This window comes from Fulvivirga sediminis (genome assembly GCF_016757215.1).
In the GTDB taxonomy this organism is placed as follows: domain Bacteria; phylum Bacteroidota; class Bacteroidia; order Cytophagales; family Cyclobacteriaceae; genus Fulvivirga; species Fulvivirga sediminis.
The window spans coordinates 304,501-322,208 of sequence record NZ_JAESIY010000002.1; the positions used below are offsets into that span (position 1 = coordinate 304,501).

Consider the following 17,708-nt stretch of genomic DNA (forward strand, 5'->3'; position numbering starts at 1 on the left):
CAGGTTTTATTTGTTCTTTAATAAATTTTCCAAATCTTTTTTCCAGGTATTATATGCTTGCTTGTAAGCCGCTACATCATCACTCATCTGATAGGTGTTTACTTTTTCAGCTTTTCCATAAATATCATCCAAAGCAGCATATCTTCCAGTAGCCAGCCCTGAGCCACGAGCAGCACCTACCGCCCCAGTGGTTTCTATCACCTCTATGGTACAACCTGTTAGAGTAGCCACTGTAGTAGAAAATACCTTTGAGCGGAAAAGGTTATCATTACCTACTTTAATCACATGGGTCTCTATGCCCATCTCTTTTAATATTTCCACACCATATACAAAGGCGAACGCTACTCCTTCCAGCGCAGCTCTATACATATGAGCCTTGCCGTGTATGTTAAACTGCACATTGTTGATCTGCGCTCCAATAAAATGGTTTTCGAGCATTCTTTCTGCTCCATTACCGAAAGGGATTACACGTAAATCATCAGCCCCCACAGGTACGGTATTAATCATCTCTTCCATTTGGTCATAAGTGATATTATCACCTGCCACCTGTTGCTTAATCCAGCGGTATTGAGATCCTGCTCCATTAATGCAAAGTAAAACACCTATTCGCTGAGCTTCTGCCTGATGGTTTACATGTGCAAAACCATTTACTCTAGAAACCTTGTCATATAAAGGCTGGTCTACCACGGCATATACTACGCCCGAAGTACCGCCAGTAGCAGCTATTTCACCTGGCTTGGTCACTTGCAAAGCCAGCGCATTGTTAGGCTGATCTCCAGCACGGTAGGTCACGGGTGTACCTGCTTTTATTCCTAAAAACTCAGCAGCAGTTTCTGTAACCTGTCCTTGTATAGAGAAAGTGTCTGCTATTTCAGGCACCAAAGCTCTGTCTATATTATAATGATCTAACACAAACTGCGCTACATCATTATTTTGAAAATCCCACAAAATACCCTCTGAAAGGCCTGATTTCGTGGTTACGATCTTGCCAGTCATTTTCATGCCTATAAAATCACCAGGAAGCATAAACTTATGCACCTTTTTATACACCTCAGGCTCATTATCTTGAACCCACTTCAGCTTAGAAGCTGTAAAGTTTCCGGGCGAATTAAGCAAATGAGATAGACATTTCTCTTCACCTATATTTTTAAAGGCTTCATTACCTATTTCTACACTCCTGCTATCACACCAGATAATTGACGGACGAAGTACTTTTTGGTCTTTATCCACAAGCACCAAACCGTGCATTTGATAAGAAAGACCTATTGATTCTACGTCTTGACCATTTACATTGGTCTGAGTGAGTAGTTTCTGACATACCTTACCTATATAATCCCACCACAGTTCAGGGTCTTGCTCTGCCCATCCTGTTTTCACAGCCTGAATTTCCATTTCAGTTTCAGGGTACTGAGCCATACCTACTGTCTCGCGTGTTTCAGCATTTACTAAAGCCGCCTTGATAGACGAACTTCCAATATCAAAACCAATTAAATATTTACTCATGAGGGAATTTATTGTGTTTTTCTGATTTTGGGATCGTTTTCTAGCATCAAAAGCCAAAGATCCTCCCTATCACCTTTTCAATATTACAGTATTACATTCAGAATACCGAACAATTTTTAATATTTATAGTCAAAATGACCATAATTAATTTAAAAGTAAAATTAACGATTAAAAACAGCTTTGGGAGAACATAAAAGATAATATTAAATTAGCTCTTATACACACAGCTTAACATATTATTAACGTATATATTCATAATTTTCCTGCACTAATATGAGCCAGATTATTTTAGATTTCAAAAACTATCTATTGGAATTATTTGTATGATTTATGATTGCAATATCTATATATTTACACACTAAATTTTAAGCAGTGAGTGACAGAAAAGTAAAAATAGGAACCGTACAAATGACTTGCTCTTCAAACCCTGAAGAGAACTTAAGTAAAGCCACCGAAAAAATAAAAGAGGCTGCAGCTCAAGGAGCTCAAATAGTGTGCTTACAGGAGCTGTTCAAATCATTATACTTCTGTGATGTAGAGGATTATGATAATTTCAACCTGGCTGAAAGCATTCCAGGCCCTTCTACAGAAGCCATATCAGCAGTAGCCAAAGAACTTGGTGTGGTTGTAATAGCTTCTTTATTTGAAAAAAGAGCACAAGGGATATATCATAACACTACAGCAGTGCTAGACGCGGATGGCACATACCTTGGTAAATATCGAAAAATGCATATTCCTGATGACCCTGGTTATTATGAGAAATTTTACTTCACTCCTGGAGATTTAGGATACAAAGTATTCAAAACCAAATTTGCCACTATAGGCGTATTAATCTGCTGGGATCAGTGGTACCCTGAAGGAGCTAGAATTACTGCCTTAAAAGGAGCTGAAGTTCTTTTTTACCCAACAGCCATTGGCTGGCACAAAGATCAGGATATTGATACTAATGACGAACAATATCAAGCATGGCAAACTATTCAGAGATCTCACTCGGTAGCTAATGGCGTGCCGGTGGTTTCGGTAAACAGAGTAGGAAATGAGGGTGAAATGAAGTTTTGGGGCGGCTCTTTTGTAACCAATGCCTTTGGTAAATTATTATACAAAGCCTCTCATGATCAGGAAGAGATACATGTACAGGAGCTAGATCTCAGCAAATCTGACCAATATCGTACGCATTGGCCTTTTATGAGAGACAGAAGAATAGATTCATACCAACCTATTACCAAGCGATTTATAGATGAAGAATAACAGCTCTTCTTTGCTTCTAGAAGGCAAAACTCCCAAAGAACTAGGTTATTACTTTCCGGCAGAATTCGCAAAACATGAGGCTACCTGGCTAAGCTGGCCTCATAAGGAAGAGTCATGGCCTGGAAAGATCAAGACTATCTACGAACCTTATGCAGAGTTTATTAAAGTAGTTACTGAAGGAGAGAAAGTAAGAATAAATGTGGTAGATGAAAAAATGAAAGCCAGCGCCATCTCTTATCTAGAGAAAAATGGCACTGATCTATCGCAAGTAGAATTTTTTATTCATCCCACTAATGATGCCTGGTGTAGAGATCACGGCCCTGCCTTTGTGATTAACCCAGAAGCTAAGCACAAAAAAATAATTCTAGACTGGGGCTATAACGCATGGGGAGACAAGTACCCTCCTTATGATTTGGATGATGTTATCCCTACTAAAATAGCTGAGCATTTTAATCTCCCAGTGCTTCATCCTGGTATAGTGATGGAAGGTGGCTCTGTGGAGTTTAATGGAAAAGGCACTTTGCTAACCACGAAATCATGCTTACTAAACCCTAACCGTAACCCTGAGCTTAATCAGGAAAAAATAGAGCGATACCTCACTGATTATTATGTTGTAGACCAGATACTTTGGTTAGGAGACGGCATAGAAGGTGATGATACTGACGGACACATTGATGACCTCACCAGGTTTGTAAATGAAGACACGGTAGTAACCGTGGTAGAGCACAACAAAAGCGACAATAACTACGCGCCTTTACAAGAAAATCTTGAGCATTTAAAAACACTTCGGTTATTGAATGGCAAGCAACTCAATATTGTAGAGTTACCCATGCCAAGAGAAATTATTTATGAAGACATGCGCCTGCCTGCATCTTATGCTAATTTCTACATCAGCAATAATCATGTGATAGTACCTACTTTTCAGGATAAAAATGATGACAAGGCATTGGACATTATAAGCCAGTGCTTCCCTAAAAGAAAGGTGATTGGAATTAACTCATTGGACATTATTTGGGGTCTAGGTTCATTCCATTGTCTCAGCCAACAAGAGCCAGCAATATAATATTGAAATGGAATAATTTCCGTGTACAGGAAATTATTCCATTCTCATACATTTGATTTACAGACACTTAAAAATTGGTCAACAAATTGATTTTAGAACGGAAATTAAACTCCGGTGCTTATGAAGTCAATTTGTACATTTCTATTTTTAATCACCTCATATACCGTATTCCCACAATCTTGTCCGACCATAGATAAACGGAATAATGGAAACGGACAAGCCAACCGCTGCGCAGGTATAGATGGCACACCAGTAGCCTCCAACTTTGAAGGAACCAGTTATGCTATTGCCCCTTCTAACATGGCTAAAACCGGGGACATTACGTTTGTATATGATGCACCAATCTCCTCTCCTCCGGCCATTAAAAGAATCTGGATTGGAAACATACTCTCTAATGTGGTAGCTGGTCCTGCCTCCACACCAGAAATTTCAGGTAACACTACGATTGTAAAATATTGCTTTTACCAAGGCAACTTACCTCCATCTGCTAGCTTTACAATAGAATTTGTAGAACCACAAACTGACACTTTGGTTTCATATTGTGGATATAGCGGCTCGGACAACAGTAACGTATTTCCGCCCACCATACTCACTCAACCATTAAGTCAAAGTGCATGTCTTGGTGAAGTAGTAAACTTATCCGTTGTAGGAGAAAGCACTAACGGCGGCACGCTAAACTACCAATGGAGAAAGGATGGAATAGACATTACTGGGGCCACTCAATCTATCTACACAATAAGTCCGGTAGAGCTAACTGACGCAGGAAAATACGACTGCCTTGTAGGTGAAGCCACTGGAACCTTTATAATGTCTGATTTTGCCACCCTAAAAACGGTCGACTGTAGCACCAACAATGTGTATATGGATAAATGCGGGAACGGCAACTTATTGGAAACCACAACAGATAGCTGGAATAACGCTTGGGTAGACTACAATAACGATAACTGGGAGGATCTTTTTGTTACTGATAAAAATGAATTAAACAGCAACAACCTTTACGAAAACAACTCGGGAGCATTCACTATAAGTGGTACAGAGTTATCTTCCAACCTCGAAAAATCCGCCTCCTCTGCTTGGTCAGACATAGACAATGATGGAGATATGGATGTGTGCGTAGTAAATGCGACGGGAAGCGCTAGCATGATTTACCTTAACAATGGTAATGAGACCTTTACCAGCCTTCCTAATAGCGGAGTAGATGCTCACCCTCAATATTTCCACGGTGCCGCTTGGGCCGATTTTGACAATAATGGTCATGTAGATCTTATTTTAACCAACTTTTTTAAAACTAGATTTCATCATTTATATAAAAACAATGGAAACCTTACTTTTACAAAAATCACTGATACACCAGTAACTGCTGAAAGTAATCGTTCTACCGCACCACTTCTGGCTGATTATGATAATGACGGACTAGTGGACATTTTTATTCCTAATGGAAATAACGAACCGAATTCACTTTTCAAAAATCTAGGCAATTTCCGTTTTTCAAAAATCACATCCACACTCATAACGGCTACCAATACAAACTCAGTAGGTGGCTCATGGGGAGACTTTAATGGTGACGGCTTTTTAGACCTATTCGTAGCCAATTCTTCTAATCAAAATAACGAGCTTTATCAAAACAACGGAGACGGGACTTTTACTTATGTCAACGCTTCCATTGTCTCTAATGATGCAGGCCATAGTCACGGTGCCAATTGGATTGACATCGATAACGATGCTGATCTTGACCTCTTCGTCACTAATGACAATGGCCCTAACTTTCTTTACATAAACGATGGAGCTGGCAACTTTACAAAAGTATCTGATGAAGAAATAGCTACAGACTTAGGACTCAACTATGGACAGGCGTGGGCTGATTATAATAAAGATGGTTTCTTAGATGTGATGATATCCTCTCACAGCAATCAGACAGACAGGCTGTACTGTAATAAAACTAATGACAACAATTGGATTAATATTAAACTGGAAGGTGTTGTAAGTAATCAAAATGGAATTGGAGCCAAGATTAAGATAAAAAGTAATGGACAATGGCAATATCGAGAAATCAATCCTATAAGTGGCTTCGGAAGCCAAAACAGCATAAGGGCACACTTAGGCCTAGGTGACGCTTCAATTATTGATAGCATAGAAGTAAACTGGCCTTCAGGAATAACACAATATCTCACAAATATCAGCACTAATAACTTTATGACTATAGTAGAAGAAAGTTCCAATTCGGTACAGGGCGTTGTGTTTCACGACCTCAATGGTAACTGCCTCAAAGATCCGGAAGAGCCCACCTTAAGTGATATTGGACTAGTTATTAATGAACAGCAAACACAAATAGCATCTAACCAAAACGGAGCTCTTAATTTCCATATTCAGGAGGGTACATACAATTTTTCATTAGCTGATAACAACTATTGGGAGATGAGCTGCTCCTCTGACTTTACAGTTACTACAGGTAGCAATAATATTGACGTTCCATTAACCACATCTACTTCAGGTTATGACCTTACAGTAGATTATAGCACCACAGCATGGAGAAGAGGCTTCACATCAGAATCAGTTATTAGTTATAGTAATATAGGAACTGTTGATGCCAACAATACCACGTTAGTAGTACAGTATCCTGCTGAAGTGAAAATAATAGATGCAAATTTCTCCTATACACAAACAGCTGAAAATGAATATACATTTTACATAGGCTCTATGAAGCCTGGCGAAACCCAAAGCATAATCGTTACAGATTCGGTAACACTCAACTCCCAAATAGGTCAGGAATTAACTGTAAGTTCTAACATATCTGCAGATGGAACAGATCTGAACTTTACAAACAATACGGCGACAGAGTTGAACACTATAGTAGGAGCTATTGATCCTAATGACATATCTGTTTCTCCGCACGGACAAGGCGCAGACCATTTTGTAAGTAAAAATGAAGTATTAACTTATAAAATAAGATTCCAGAATGTGGGCACCTATTATGCGTCAAGGGTATCTATAAGCTGTTTACTATCGGAAAATCTTGATGCTAATTCTATAGAAATAATAAATGTAAGTCATCATTACCAGTACAGCATCGACCATCGAGGCACTTTAAGAATAGACTTCATTAATATCAACTTACCTGACAGCACCACTAATGAAAAGAAAAGTCATGGTTTCTTTAAGTTCAAAATTAAACCTAAAGCTGATTTAACCGGTGGAGCGCAAATCATAGAAAAGGCAAAAATCTCCTTTGACTACGAAGACCCATTAACAACCAATACGGTTTTTAATACTATAAAATATGAAAGTAAAGGAGACATTTATCGATTACTAGTATACCCGAACCCGGCTAGAGAAGATGCCCACTTAACTTTAGATATGGAATTCTACAAATATGATGACTATAGAGGATTAACTCAGGTTCATGTTTATAGCATTCAAGGTAATTTAGTGAAACAATTCACTACAGAAGAGAAAGATATTACTTCAATAGATTTAAACGATTGGCAAGAAGGTCAATACATCATCAAGGCTTATGATGCGAAAAATAACATTTATTTAGGCCGATTAATCAAATACTAAAGGAAAATAATCAAAAGCTCTCAGGGCCTAAAAAACCTTGAGAGCCTTGTTAATATTATGTTAATATTATTTAGCTAATGCGTCGGCTACTGAAATGGCTCTCTTCACCTGATGCTCAACAGCCTTTTTTGTGCTTTCCACATCGTCTACCATATTCCCTTTCATATCTACAGAAACACTGGTACCATAAGGGTTACCTCCTGCAGCATATAAAACCTCATCTGTATATCCTGGAGCCACTACTATTGCTCCCCAGTGGTACATAGTAGTATATAAAGAAAGTAAAGTGGCCTCTTGTCCTCCATGCGGGTTCATAGCACTGGTCATACCAGTTACTACCTTATTAATCAATTTACCTTTCTGCCAAAGAGGACCTGTCATATCTAAAAATTGCTTTAGTTGTGATGGAACATTTCCAAAACGAGTGGGAGCACTAAACACAATCACATCTGCCCACTCTAAATCATCTAACGTAACCTCTGGAATATGCTTCGTTTCATTTACATGTTCTTGCCAAGCGGGATTATTACTGATTACACTCTCAGGAGCAAGCTCAGCTACTTTAAATATTTTAGCTTCAGATCCAGCCTTTTCCGCACCCTCTTTAGCCATATTGGCCAATTTATAATTACACCCTGTAGAACTGTAATATATCACAGCAGTCTTTAATTTACTCATAATTATCTCTATTTAGTTCTTTAAACATTTTATTAAAGAACAGTATAGAAAAAAAAATGTTTAGAGCGTAAAAGAACTAAACAACCTGAGCAATATTAATTATGAAGACCTGCCAAAAGGTATAAAACCGACATTCTTACCGCCACTCCATTTTCTACCTGATCTAAGATAATAGCATGATCCGAGTCGGCTACATCGCTATTCAGCTCCACCCCTCTATTAATGGGCCCGGGGTGCATAATAGTGATTTCTTTATCTAGCTGATCTAACATTCTTCGGTTAATACCATAGTATAAAGAATATTCTCTCAAAGAAGGGAAGTACTTAATCTGCTGCCTTTCAAGCTGAATACGCAGCACATTAGCTACATCACACCAATGCAGGGCCTTCATTACGTCTAGTTCTACCTTCACACCCAGTGAGCTGATGTATTTAGGCAAAAGCGTATTAGGTCCACAAACCATTACCTCCGCTCCCATTTTCTTTAGGGCAAAAATATTAGAGATAGCAACTCTTGAGTGTAAAATATCTCCAATTATAGCTACTTTCACCCCTTGCAGAGTACCATGTTTTTCAAGAATAGAAAAGGTGTCTAGCAAAGCCTGAGTAGGATGCTCGTGTGTACCATCTCCTGCGTTAACAATATTAGCATCAATATGCTTAGATAAGAAATGTGGCGCTCCCGGACTACTATGCCTCATCACCACCATATCTACTTTCATGGCCAGAATGTTATTCACAGTATCCAGTAACGTCTCTCCCTTTTTTACCGAACTGTTAGACGAAGAAAAGTTTACCACATCAGCAGACAGTCTTTTTTCTGCCAGCTCAAATGACAACCTTGTTCTGGTAGAGTTTTCAAAAAAAACGTTAGCAATAGTAATATCTCTCAGTGAAGGAACCTTTTTGATAGGACGATTAATTACATCCTTAAAGGTCTTAGCAGTTTCATAAATAAGTTCAATGTCTTTTTCTGTTAAATTTTTTATGCCAAGCAGGTGTTTTTGACTTAATTGTGACATCTATTTTTCTTCCTTATTTATCAACCAAATTTTGTTATGTTTTCCGCCTTCCAGCTCCACTAGTACACGCTGCGACTCCAACGTAGTCACATCTTTCCCTATAAAATCAGGCTCAATAGGTAAGTGTCTGGAGTATTTTCTGTTTACCAAAACTAGCAACTCCACCTTCTTAGGTCTACCAAAGGCTATCATGGCATCTAACGCAGCCCTCACAGACCTGCCCGTAAAAAGGACATCATCTATAAGCACAACATTTCGGTTCTCTATTATAAACGGAACTTTGGTTGCATTAGCCTTCACTGGTGTATCCCTTCTTCTAAAATCATCTCTGTAAAAGGTAGTATCCAAATATCCAAGATCAATTTTAGTCTTCAGGTCTTCCTCCAATTTTTGATGGATCATATCTGCCAGATGTATTCCTCTGGGCTGCATTCCTAAAATTGCAGTTTCACTAAAGTCTCCATGAGCTTCTATCAGCTGCTGACATAACCGATCAACAGTGATATGTAAAAGGTGGGTATCGAGTATTAGTTTCTTTTGCATGGCCTAAACTCATGCAAATATAGAGAAAACTTTTAATCGGCCTGAAAAGATTCCATTAAAGAATAAAATAATTAGCCATCAATACTACTTCTCTTATAGGGCTGGGAAATTTCAATTTTAATTCGCAATTGATTATATTAATATATTATTCTTTTGAATCTAAAACGTTTGAAAAATGACTCAACTTCTCAGGTTTCTATTGGCCCTTTTAATTTTGATCCCCACCCTTCCATTTGATGCTTCATCTCAAAAAATCGGTTTTCTTTTAGACAGTTATGTGATAGATCGATGGTATATCGATCAAATGTTATTTGAAAAGAAGATAGAAGAGCTTGGAGGAAAATGCATAGTTGAAGTTCCCTATGGAGACCCTGATCAGCAAGTAAAACTAGGGAAAAAGCTTATTGATGAAGACGTGGATGTACTAGTTATAATACCTACAGACGCTAAAAAGGCCATTGAAATAGTAGGTTATGCCAAAAACGCTGGTACTCCGGTAATTTCATATGACCGATTAATATTAAATTCCAATATAGACTATTATATTTCTTACAATAATTTTAATGTAGGAAAACTACAAGCTCAGTATGCTTTAAACCACACCAAAGGGAAAAATTATTTATTAATTAATGGACCTGTCACTGACAATAATGCCATTCAGTTTAGGAACGGGCAATTATCTGTATTACAGCCTCATATAGATAAAGGTGAAATTAAGCTACTTGATGATATTGTCCTTCAAAACTGGAGTGAGTTGGAAGCACTAATAAAAATGGATGAGGTATTTTCGACTATTAATGCTAAACCTGATGCTATCATAGCTGCTAATGATGCCTTAGCAAGAGGAGCAATACAGGCCATGCCAGATGCTAAGGCTAATGAGTACACAATTACTGGGCAGGATGCCGATTTGGAAAGTATAAAAGCAATCATCAATGGAACACAAAGCATGACTGTTTATAAGCCAATACAGCCATTAGCAGAGAAAGCTGCAGAGCTGGCCATTCAACTGGCTAAAGACAAAAAGTACAAAGCAAAAAACACAGAAACATATACTTACGAAAACATCTCTGTTAATGCCATTTTATTAAACCCCGTTTTAGTTGACAAAAACAACTATAAAGAAACTGTGGTAAAAGACGGACACATTTCAATTTCAGAAGTTATGGAAAGAAAATAAACTAGCCTTCGTTTATAAGTTATTTAATTGAATAAGCAGTAGGTATCCTCTATTTTGTATAGCTTTCAATACAGAATCAAATCAATAAGTTATGCGAATAGAATGGGATGTGAAATTAGGCTTTAAGGATGTAATGATTAGACCTAAAAGATCTACTCTAAAATCAAGGTCTGAAGTATCACTATCAAGAAAATATAAATTTTTACACGGATCTGGAGAATGGGAAGGCATACCCATAATAGCAGCTAACATGGACACTGTAGGCACTTTTGAAATGGCAACTGCTCTGGCCGAACATAGTCTGGTGACCGCCATACACAAGCACTACACCATTGATCAATGGAAAGCATTTTTGGTTAACCATAATGATTCCAACATCTATAACCGAATAGCTATCAGCACTGGTACAGGAGCTGAGGATGCTCAAAAGCTGCAAACTATAATTTCTTCATTCCCGTCAATAAGGTTTATATGCATAGATGTGGCCAATGGCTACTCAGAGCATTTTGTTGATTTTGTGAAGCAAGTACGAGATCAATTTCCAGATAAGATCATTATGGCTGGTAATGTAGTAACTGGAGAAATGGTGGAAGAGCTTATATTATCAGGTGCTGACATTGTAAAAGTAGGCATCGGACCCGGTTCTGTTTGTACAACCCGAATTAAAACTGGCGTGGGCTACCCACAGCTTTCGGCGATTATAGAATGCGCGGATGCTGCTCATGGCCTAGGTGGTCATGTTATTTCTGATGGAGGATGTAAAGCTCCTGGCGACGTAGCTAAAGCATTTGGTGCAGGGGCTGACTTTGTAATGCTTGGAGGCATGCTGGCCGGACATGAAGAAAGCGGAGGTGAACTCATAGAGGAAAATGGAGAGAAATATAAACTTTTCTATGGTATGAGTTCTGAAACAGCTATGAACAAACATGTAGGAGGCGTGGCAGAATATCGGGCCTCTGAAGGAAAAACTGTTAAAATACCATACAAGGGTTTAGTAAAAGACACGGTGACGGATATACTAGGAGGTATACGCTCTACCTGCACTTATGTGGGTGCCAAGCAACTGAAAGAACTTACTAAGCGAACCACTTTCATAAGAGTAGAAGAGCAACACAATGACTGGTTAGAGGGTTAAAAAACAACCCCTAACCACAATATAATAACTGCTACTACAGCTAATATTATTAAGAGAGGCCATATAAACTTTAGCCATGTATTATAATTCACATTCACCATGGCTAAGGATGGCAGCACCAGACCTGTAGGTGTAATAAAAGTCATTAAACCACATCCAAAAAGGTAGGCATTTACTATTTCTTCCTGAGGCACCCCTACTACAGGACCAAGAGCACTTAATATAGGCATACTGACTACGGCTAAACCAGAAGTAGAGCTGATGAACAGTGTAAGCACAAAGAATACAAGCATCAGCGCGGGCATAAATACCATAGATGGCATACCGTCTACTGCCTTAGTAGCATAAAAAAGAATGGTATCGCTAATATGCCCATCATTCAAAATGAAGGTTACTCCTCTTGCTATCCCTACTATGAAAGATACCCCTAGCAGCTCCTTTGCACCAGTTATAAACACATCAACAAAGGCTCTTTCATTAATTCTTTGTATCAATCCTATTAAAATAGATGCCACTAAAAACAAGGCTGTCATTTCTTCAAACCACCAATTTAAGCGAGCCACACCATATATCATTACAGCAAAACTGAGTGCAAATAAGGCGAATAGGACTTTAGTAGACGTCTTTAATCCATCAATAGGTGCTTGTACTGCTGCACTTCCTGCCTGCGAATCAACATTTTTCATTGACACCAAAGATACAGCGGGGTTCTTCTTTACTTTTTTCGCATACCTCAAAACATAGGCCACACATATTGCCGTACCCACTAAAAGCATAGCCAAACGACTGAAAAAGCCTATAGTCCAACTTACACCTGCAGCATCAGAAGCTATTATAGTGGAAAAAGGATTAATAACAGCCCCCATATTACCTATGGATGAACCAATAAAAATAACAGCCACAGGCACCAATAAATCATAGCCGGCAGCAATAAAAACAGGTATTAAAAAAGGATAAAAGGCAAAAGTTTCTTCTGCCATTCCAAAGGTAGTACCTCCTACTGCCACCAGAGAAGTGACTACGATTATAAGTATACCTTCTCTCCCCTTTAATCTTTGAGCTAATAATGCAATTCCTTTATCAAAGGCACCTGAATGATTAAAAACACCTATAAAACCGCCCAACACTAAAACAAAGAGCATTATATCTACTACCTCATAAATACCTCTTATAGGTGCAAATAAAACTTCTTTAAAACCTTGAGGAGTACCCTCCACCTTTTTATAGCTATTAGGAATAGATATCGGCTTTTTTATGCTGCCATTTCGAAATTTCTCTAGCTGAATGGGTATACCTAATGAAATAAGGGCATTCTGGTTTGCCGGCACTACCTGTGTGGTATTCAAAGAATGAATTACAAATTCATCACTATCAGCGCTGTAAGTGAGTTTATCATAACTACCGGAAGGCAGCAGCCAGGTAGCTCCTGCACATAGTACAATCACTATGATCAGTACGGTGTATGGTGTAGGAAATTGAAATTTTCCTTTCATTGATAAGTCTAAAAATCGTCTTGGTTAATATCTAGATCAGGCTCTAAATCTTCCTCCTCTTCTTCCTCTTTTATAAGATCCTCTTCCGTGGCCTCATCTTTTTTCTTCTTCTTAAACAAGCCTCCTAAAAAGCCCTTTTTCTTTTTCTTCCCGTCGAGCTCTGTAGCTGAGGTTTCAACATCAAACTGAGTAGAGTCAGATTTATTTTTCTTTTTACCAAAAAGTCTTTTGAAGAAGCCCTTCTTCTTTTCACTCTTACCATTCGCCTCGGCGTTGGCTTCCATTTGTAAACGCGTATCAGGATATACAATGTAATCTTTCAAGTACCACAGATAGAGCTCCTGCTCGATGTTGAAAGTCTCCTTTTTAATTGATATTTTATAAGCACTATCCAATGGCGAAAGCGCCAAGGTATCTACAGAAATGACTGCAGTAGAGTCGTACCCTTCCCTCTCTGCTAGATAAAATTCATCGTCAAACTCCAGTGAATCTTCTTCTTGCGGGTATACATCTTCCATAGCCACAGTCTGCATGCTACGGATTTTTTTCTTATAAGACATGGGTTCTATGATAAGAAAGCGATCCTTATTCGCTTCCACCACCTTAGGCGTAGAATCTTCAGCAAAGTAACTGAAGTGCCTTCGTAGTGCTTCTTCGTCATGTATAAACGCGCTTTGGTAAGCAGGACAGATAGATCGCTGCGTACACGCCTGAATACAACAGAAGAGAAGTATACCTATTATAAGGTGATGAATTTTTACCATGCAAACAATAAAGTGACCCGGTCAGTTAGCGCTATTTCAGCTCACTTCGCATATGTCTTACCCAAGTTCTAAGGTAGTTTTAAAAAATTACAACTTAAAACAAAATGCAAAAATACTAAGTTATAACAACTATTTAAGCTATTTTATTAAGATCTTCTTTGGCTTTTTTACTTAACCCCTTCACTACAAGGTCATATGAATGGTCAATCAACTGCTTCACAAGGTTATCGGACAGAGTACCATCCATTTCCAGGGTATTCCAGTGTTTCTTACTCATATGATACCCTGACTTAATGGCATCGTACTCCTCTCTAAGCAAAACAGCCCGTTCAGGATCACACTTCAAGTTTATTCCTGCAAAAAGATCTACATCTGTTAAAGCAAATACTTTGCCCATTACTTTGAACACCAGTGTCTGTTCTCCAAAGGGGAACTCTTCTGTTACACCTTTCATAGAAAGACAATAATCACGAAACCACTCGATGTTCATTCAGTAGATGTGTCAAAAAATATGCCTGGTAATTAATATTATAAGCGCGATCAAAAAAATGATAATAGATATTTTATTTACCCCATGCATCATTTTAAGGCTAAAATTAGCCGGTCTGGACTTATCTCTACCCCTGAAAAAATACCCAAACACTTCTCCTAATTGAAAGTACTCTTTTAATGAGTTTCTTTTATTGTTATTGTCTTGTGACATAGCATTCTTTTTTAGCTATTAACCTTATTCCTTTTCTATCCAGTTCCCGTCTTCCCTAATTATTTCTATCAGCTCATCCACAGCATTTTCTGAAGGCACACCTCTCTTCATTACTTCCTGGCCCTTATACAAGGTGATTTTTCCTTTGCCTGAACCGACGTAGCCATAATCAGCATCCGCCATTTCACCAGGGCCATTTACAATACAACCCATGATCCCAATTTTCACCCCTTTCAAATGATCAGTACGCTTACGGATCATAGCAGTGGTTTCTTGTAGATCAAACAAGGTTCTACCACATGAAGGGCAGGAGATATATTCCGTCTTGGTCATTCGAGTGCGAGCGGCCTGTAATATACCAAAGGCGATATTATTCAACTTTTCTACTTGAGGAAGCACTTCATCTTTGGTCAGGGATTTTATTTGCTTATCCATGCCCAGCATCACTCCATCTCCAAGGCCATCTACTAACAAGCCCCCAAGATCAGTGGCAGAGTATATTTGAAGCTCATCTTCTGATAAATCTCCATAAGTTCTTTTGAAGATAACCGGGGTTGGCAGCTTTTTATTAATGAGCTCAAAAACGGCTCTTCTTTGTTCTGCTAAACCATGTTTATTAGTAGTTTCAATTACCAGCACCACGGTGGCATCATGCTGAAGTTCATGAATGACAGATGCATTGAGGTCAGTGAGAGATAACTGAACAAAATTCAATTGCTCATGCTTAAGATCCATATCTAAATACTCTTTCACTTTAAACAGAGGCACCTTATTCTGATCTTGTTGCAGTGGTTTCCATGCTTCAAAATCTATAATTTCTTTCAAACCATTAGGAAGCATAAAGGGTATGGGCTTACTGCCAGAGTAAATGTAATCTGCTCCGAGATCATTCATTCTCCACTTATCCGGTTCCGGAAGATAAAAATGACCTATACTTCTTAAATCCTTATAATCCTGCACTTCTACATGGCTAAAGTCAGCGATCACACGGGGTACATTCTGCCCTCCTATATTCACTACTTCAGCGGTTTCTCTACGTGCATACTGAAAAGGATCAATAGGGTTCTCGTTAATCGCTGCTATTGCATTGTGCGGCTGACGGTCTTCATACCGATCTACCATCACCTGAGCTACCGGTGCCTCAGCTTCAGGCTCTTCTGTGAGAGACACCCTTACCGTATCACCAAGGCCATCTTCTAACAACAGGCCTATACCTACTGCACTTTTTATTCTACCATCTTCGCCTTCTCCAGCTTCAGTTACTCCCAGATGAAGTGGGTAAGGTTGCAGACCTTCTTCATTGAGCTTATTCACCAACAAACGGTAGGCTTCTACCATTATCTGTGTGTTGCTGGCCTTCATAGAAAGGACTATGTCATGGTAATTAAGATCATCGCAAATCCTTAAAAACTCCAAGGCAGACTCTACCATTCCTAACGGAGTATCGCCGTATCGGCTCATTATTCTATCTGAGAGTGACCCGTGGTTAGTACCTATGCGCATGGCTGTGCCATATTCTTTGCAAATATTCACCAATGGAGTGAACTTCTCTCTTATACGATCCAGCTCAGCATTATAAGAATCATCGGTATACTCTATTTGCTCAAACTTCTTCTTATCAGCATAATTACCCGGATTTATCCTTACCTTCTCTACTATACGCGCTGCCAGCTCGGCAGCATTAGGGGTAAAATGGATGTCAGCCACTAAAGGCACATTGCATCCTCTGGCCCGCAATTCCTTTTTAATATTCTCAAGATTTTGAGCTTCTTTAATACTGGGGGCTGTAATTCTTACATATTCGCAACCAGCTTCTACCATTCTCAGCACTTGCTCTACACTACCCATAGTGTCCATAGTATCTACTGTGGTCATAGACTGCACACGAATAGGGTTATGGGCGCCCATAGGCACGTCTCCTACAAACACCTCTCTGGAAAGCCTGCGAGAGTAAGAAACCAGGCTATTACAATATTTCTTCGTTTTAATAATTTCTGAATCCACCATAATGCTCAAAATTCTACACACAAAGGTAACTGTTAACAGGGATTTCACCCATTAGTTACCGTTAATGAATGATTAAAAAGGAACTTCAATAATGTTATTAAATATCTCCTAATTGAGGGCGCATTAAAATCTCTTCTATCACTGTTCTATCAGACATTTCATATGCATTCCAAATAGTATCAGCCACGTCATCAGGATCCATGAATCGCGATTCTGGCAAATCCGTTCCTTCCCAGCTGGCTGTAAGCGTAGCTCCTGGCATTACTGCAGTTACACGAACGCCAAATTCTTTCATTTCCTCTCTTAACACCTTAGTCATGCCGAGCAAAGCAAATTTCGAGATACCATAAGAACCTCCATTTACATACGGAGTGATAGAAGCAGTAGAGCACATATTGAAAATATGACCTGATTTTCTCTTTTTCATAGCACCTACAAAGCCACGAGTAAGGTGATAAGCACTGTAAAGGTTGGTTTCTATCATGCTCTCCAAAGCACCGTCTTTTTCATTATGCACCTGTCCTGGTATGAATAAGCCTGCATTATTAATGAGAACATCTATTTCCTTGGTATGCTCCTTTATATATTTAACAAAATACTCTACTTCAGCCCTGTCTGAAAGGTCAGCTCGCATGACATACATTTCAATATCAAACTCTTGACATATTTCATCTTTTAACACATGTAGCTCTTCTAAATTTCTGGAACAAACGCCTATGTTAAATCCTTTTGAAGCAAAAAGTCTAACCAATGATTTACCTATTCCTTTAGTTCCTCCCGTTATTATTGCCGTTTTGGTCATATCACTTAT

Annotated in this window: 15 protein-coding genes; 5 read left to right on the plus strand and 10 right to left on the minus strand. The window is 38.8% G+C overall.

What is annotated here, in order from left to right; translation table 11 throughout:
- Window positions 1-6 precede the first annotated feature (6 nt).
- Window positions 7-1,503 carry a xylulokinase gene (locus tag JL102_RS04650; protein WP_202243082.1) on the minus strand — a complete coding sequence of 499 codons (1,497 nt, stop codon included), beginning with the start codon at window positions 1,501-1,503 and terminating at the stop codon, window positions 7-9.
- Window positions 1,504-1,875: 372 nt separating this feature from the next.
- Between JL102_RS04650 and JL102_RS04655 the strand changes: the two genes are divergently transcribed.
- The 3 genes from JL102_RS04655 (at window position 1,876) to JL102_RS04665 (ending at window position 7,372) form a co-directional block, all read left to right on the plus strand.
- Window positions 1,876-2,751: a carbon-nitrogen hydrolase gene (locus JL102_RS04655; RefSeq protein ID WP_317191613.1), complete on the plus strand. Its 876-nt coding sequence runs from the start codon at window positions 1,876-1,878 to the stop codon at window positions 2,749-2,751.
- The gene (locus JL102_RS04660) at window positions 2,741-3,814 is read left to right on the plus strand and encodes an agmatine deiminase family protein (protein WP_202243083.1); all 1,074 of its coding nucleotides are present in this window, start codon (window positions 2,741-2,743) and stop codon (window positions 3,812-3,814) included. The genes JL102_RS04655 and JL102_RS04660 overlap by 11 nt, the downstream gene beginning before the upstream one ends.
- Before the next feature lie 120 nt (window positions 3,815-3,934).
- Window positions 3,935-7,372: an FG-GAP-like repeat-containing protein gene (locus JL102_RS04665; protein WP_202243084.1), complete on the plus strand. Its 3,438-nt coding sequence runs from the start codon at window positions 3,935-3,937 to the stop codon at window positions 7,370-7,372.
- 66 nt (window positions 7,373-7,438) lie between these two features.
- Here JL102_RS04665 and wrbA read toward each other — a convergent pair whose 3' ends face one another.
- The 3 genes from wrbA to pyrR all read right to left on the minus strand — a co-directional run bounded on the left by wrbA (window position 7,439) and on the right by pyrR (window position 9,615).
- Window positions 7,439-8,050, minus strand: coding sequence for an NAD(P)H:quinone oxidoreductase (gene wrbA / locus JL102_RS04670; RefSeq protein WP_202243085.1), 612 nt, complete (start codon window positions 8,048-8,050; stop codon window positions 7,439-7,441).
- A 95-nt stretch (window positions 8,051-8,145) separates the two neighbouring features.
- On the minus strand, window positions 8,146-9,072 hold the full coding sequence (locus JL102_RS04675) for an aspartate carbamoyltransferase catalytic subunit (protein WP_202243086.1): 927 nt from the start codon (window positions 9,070-9,072) through the stop codon (window positions 8,146-8,148).
- On the minus strand, window positions 9,073-9,615 hold the full coding sequence (pyrR, locus tag JL102_RS04680) for a bifunctional pyr operon transcriptional regulator/uracil phosphoribosyltransferase PyrR (RefSeq protein WP_202243087.1): 543 nt from the start codon (window positions 9,613-9,615) through the stop codon (window positions 9,073-9,075).
- 175 nt (window positions 9,616-9,790) lie between these two features.
- On the opposite strand from pyrR, the gene JL102_RS04685 reads away from it, so the two are divergent.
- Window positions 9,791-10,795 (plus strand): substrate-binding domain-containing protein, encoded by a 1,005-nt coding sequence (locus JL102_RS04685; RefSeq protein WP_202243088.1) that lies wholly within the window; start codon window positions 9,791-9,793, stop codon window positions 10,793-10,795.
- Window positions 10,796-10,886: 91 nt separating this feature from the next.
- Window positions 10,887-11,930: a GMP reductase gene (gene guaC, locus JL102_RS04690; RefSeq protein WP_202243089.1), complete on the plus strand. Its 1,044-nt coding sequence runs from the start codon at window positions 10,887-10,889 to the stop codon at window positions 11,928-11,930.
- Here the strand turns inward: guaC and JL102_RS04695 are convergent.
- The 6 genes from JL102_RS04695 to JL102_RS04715 all read right to left on the minus strand — a co-directional run bounded on the left by JL102_RS04695 (window position 11,927) and on the right by JL102_RS04715 (window position 17,699).
- A complete protein-coding gene (locus tag JL102_RS04695; RefSeq protein WP_202243090.1) occupies window positions 11,927-13,423 on the minus strand; it encodes a YfcC family protein in 1,497 nt (498 codons plus the stop codon). The two genes, guaC and JL102_RS04695, sit on opposite strands and share 4 nt — an antisense overlap.
- Window positions 13,424-13,431: 8 nt before the next feature.
- Window positions 13,432-14,187: a hypothetical protein gene (locus JL102_RS04700; protein ID WP_202243091.1), complete on the minus strand. Its 756-nt coding sequence runs from the start codon at window positions 14,185-14,187 to the stop codon at window positions 13,432-13,434.
- Window positions 14,188-14,320: 133 nt separating this feature from the next.
- Window positions 14,321-14,677, minus strand: coding sequence for an MmcQ/YjbR family DNA-binding protein (locus tag JL102_RS04705; RefSeq protein WP_202243092.1), 357 nt, complete (start codon window positions 14,675-14,677; stop codon window positions 14,321-14,323).
- A gap of 12 nt (window positions 14,678-14,689) precedes the next feature.
- Window positions 14,690-14,890: a DUF6728 family protein gene (locus tag JL102_RS23475; RefSeq protein ID WP_237390396.1), complete on the minus strand. Its 201-nt coding sequence runs from the start codon at window positions 14,888-14,890 to the stop codon at window positions 14,690-14,692.
- A 24-nt stretch (window positions 14,891-14,914) separates the two neighbouring features.
- Entirely contained in the window at window positions 14,915-16,897 is a 1,983-nt protein-coding gene (gene ispG / locus JL102_RS04710) for a (E)-4-hydroxy-3-methylbut-2-enyl-diphosphate synthase (RefSeq protein ID WP_202243093.1), read from the minus strand.
- 97 nt (window positions 16,898-16,994) lie between these two features.
- Window positions 16,995-17,699, minus strand: a complete 705-nt coding sequence (locus JL102_RS04715; protein WP_202243094.1) for an SDR family oxidoreductase — start codon at window positions 17,697-17,699, stop codon at window positions 16,995-16,997.
- Window positions 17,700-17,708 lie beyond the last annotated feature (9 nt).